The organism is Microbispora cellulosiformans, from assembly GCF_008728085.1.
GTDB classification, from domain to species: domain Bacteria; phylum Actinomycetota; class Actinomycetes; order Streptosporangiales; family Streptosporangiaceae; genus Microbispora; species Microbispora amethystogenes.
This window is the reverse complement of the sequence record NZ_VYTZ01000038.1, coordinates 1-2791: the sequence shown is the minus strand read 5'-3', so window position 1 is coordinate 2791 and position 2791 is coordinate 1. Positions and strand designations below refer to the sequence as shown.

Below are 2791 nucleotides of genomic sequence, written 5' to 3'. Positions count from 1 at the left end.
TGCGCTGTCGGGGTTGTGCTGCGGGATCGCGGCGGTGCTGATCATGGCGCGGACCACGACGGGGTCCTCGACGCATGGTGATCTGTATGAGCTGGACGCGATCGCTGCGGTGATCATCGGTGGGACGCTGCTGACCGGTGGGCGGGGCACGATCATCGGTTCGATCCTGGGTCTGCTGATCTTCACGGTGATCACGAACCTGTTCATCCTCAACGGGCTGAACACCGCCGACCAGCTGGTCGCCAAGGGCGTCATCATCGTCGCCGCCGTGCTGCTGCAGCGGCGAAGCCTCAAATCCGCGACCTGACCAACCCCCCGAAGCTCGCCAGGCCACCGGCTCCACGGCCGTGGCCTCGGCCTCTCACGCTCTTTGTCAGCACTGTTTGTCCCCACTGCACAACCCCATCTCAAGGAGAAAGAAATGACGCAGAACCCCGGCCGCCGGGGCTTCCTCTTCGGCGGAGCCGTCATCGGCGCGGGCGCTCTCATCACCGCCTGCACCAGCAACGAGCCGGCCGCGCAGGCCAGCGCTCCGGCGGCGGCTCCGGCCGCGGCGGCCACCGGCGGTAACGACGCCCCCGGCGACAAGGTCGTCATCGGCTTCTCGGCTCCGGCCGCCGACCACGGCTGGATCGCCGCGATCAGCAAGAACGCCGCCGACGCCGCCAAGCAGTACTCCGACGTGGAGCTCAAGGCGGTCGAGCCGACCAACGACATCAACCAGCAGATCTCCGCGGTGGAGTCGCTGATCCAGGCCAAGGTCAACGCGCTGGTGATCCTGCCCAACGACGGCCAGCAGCTCAACCAGGTCGCCCGTCAGGCGATGGACGCCGGCATCCCGGTGATCAACCTGGACCGGGTGTTCCCCGACAAGCTGTCGTACCGGACCTGGATCGGCGGCGACAACTACGGCATGGGCGTGGCCGCCGGCAACTTCATCGGCAAGACGCTGAAGGACAAGGGCGTGGCCGACCCGGTGATCCTGGAGATCCAGGGCATCGCGACGCTGCCGCTGACCCAGGACCGCAGCAAGGGCTTCGAGGACGCGCTGAAGACCTTCGGGTTCAAGGTGACGGCGAAGCAGGACGCGAAGTTCACGGTGGAGTCGGGCACGCAGGTCGCGAGCAACCTGCTGCAGGCGCACAAGAAGATCGACGCGATCTGGAACCACGACGACGACCAGGGCATCGGTGTGCTGGCGGCGATCAAGGAGGCCGGGCGCAGCGAGTTCTTCATGGTCGGCGGCGCCGGTTCGGCGAACGCGATGCGTGACATCAAGGCCGACAGCGGCGTGCTGAAGGCCACGGTGACCTACAGCCCGACGATGGCCGCCTCGGCGATCAAGCTGGCGCGTCTGATCGCGCAGGGCAAGGGCATGAGCGACCTGCTGGAGCAGCAGGTGCCGCAGTCCATCACGCTGACGTCGGAGACCGTCGTCAAGGACAACGCCGACAAGTACCTGCCGACCGGGTTCGAATCCTGATCCAGCCCTGATCCAGCCCTGATTCGAGGGAGTTCTAGTGACTGAAAGCAGGCCGGCGCTGGGTGTCGGCATGGTGGGGTACGCGTTCATGGGGCGCGTGCACTCACAGGCGTGGCGGACCGTCGCGGCGGTCTTCGACGTACCGATGAGGCCGGCCATGGCCGTCCTGTCCGGGCGGTCCGCCGAGCGTACGGCCGAGGCGGCCGACACGCTCGGCTGGGCCGCGGTCGAGACGGACTGGAAGCGGTTGATCGAGCGTGACGACGTGCAGATCGTGGACATCTGCACGCCGGGCGACTCGCACGCCGAGATCGCGATCGCCGCACTGGCGGCGGGCAAGCACGTCATCTGTGAGAAGCCGCTGGCCAACACCGTGGCGGAGGCGGAGGCGATGACCGCCGCCGCGAAGGAGGCGGCGGCGCGCGGCGTGCGCAGCATGGTCGCCTTCAACTACCGCCGCGTCCCCGCCATCGCCCTGGCCAGGAAGTTCGTGGCCGAGGGCAGGCTGGGCGAGATCCGGCACGTGCGGGCGCAGTACCTGCAGGACTGGATCGTCGACCCGGAGTTCCCCCTCGTGTGGCGGCTCCAGAAGGACAAGGCCGGGTCCGGCGCGCTGGGGGACATCGGCGCCCACATCATCGACACCGCCCAGTTCATCGTCGGCCGGAACCTCACCGGGGTGACGGCGCTCACCGAGACCTTCGTGAAGGAGCGCCCGCTCGCCGAGGGGTCGAGCGGCCTGGCCGGCCAGGGCGGCGGCGGTGAGAAGGGCGAGGTGACGGTGGACGACGCGGCGCTGTTCATCGGCCGCTTCGAGGGCGGCGCGCTGGCGTCGTTCGAGGCCACCCGCTTCGCCACCGGCCGCAAGAACGCGCTGCGCATCGAGATCAACGGGTCGGCGGGCAGCCTGTCCTTCGACTTCGAGGCGATGAACGAGCTGTGGTTCTACGACGCCGCCGAGTCGGACGCCGGCTTCCGGCGGGTCCTCGTCACCGAGCCGGACCACCCGTACGTGGGGGCCTGGTGGCCGCCGGGCCACGGCCTCGGTTACGAGCACACCTTCGTCCACGAGGTCAAGGACTTCCTGGAGGCGATCGCCGCCGGCACCGACCCGACGCCGTCCTTCGAGGACGGCCTCCAGGTGCAGCGGGTGCTCGCCGCCGTCGAGGAGAGCGCGGCTTCCGGTAGCCGCTTCACGAGTGTGGAGGACTGATGACCAGGCCGATCACGTTGTTCACCGGTCAGTGGGCCGACCTGCCGTTCGAGGAGGTCTGCCGGCTGGCCGCCGAGTGGGGCTACGACGGTCTT

3 protein-coding genes are annotated in these 2791 nt (G+C 68.7%); all 3 read left to right on the top strand.

Annotated elements, in window-relative coordinates:
- A partial coding sequence (locus F5972_RS36695; RefSeq protein ID WP_449843645.1) for an ABC transporter permease subunit occupies positions 1-307 on the top strand: 307 nt, incomplete at its 5' end.
- A gap of 114 nt (positions 308-421) precedes the next feature.
- Entirely contained in the window at positions 422-1483 is a 1062-nt protein-coding gene (locus F5972_RS36690) for an ABC transporter substrate-binding protein (RefSeq protein WP_150940751.1), read from the top strand.
- Between the two features lie 37 nt (positions 1484-1520).
- Positions 1521-2696 (top strand): Gfo/Idh/MocA family protein, encoded by a 1176-nt coding sequence (locus tag F5972_RS36685; RefSeq protein ID WP_225312235.1) that lies wholly within the window; start codon positions 1521-1523, stop codon positions 2694-2696.
- Positions 2697-2791: the final 95 nt, after the last annotated feature.

Coding starts and splice junctions, on each gene's coding strand:
- F5972_RS36690 (WP_150940751.1), top strand. CDS start 422: ATGACGCAGAACCCCGGCCGCCGGGGCTTCCTCTTCGGCGGAGCCGTC.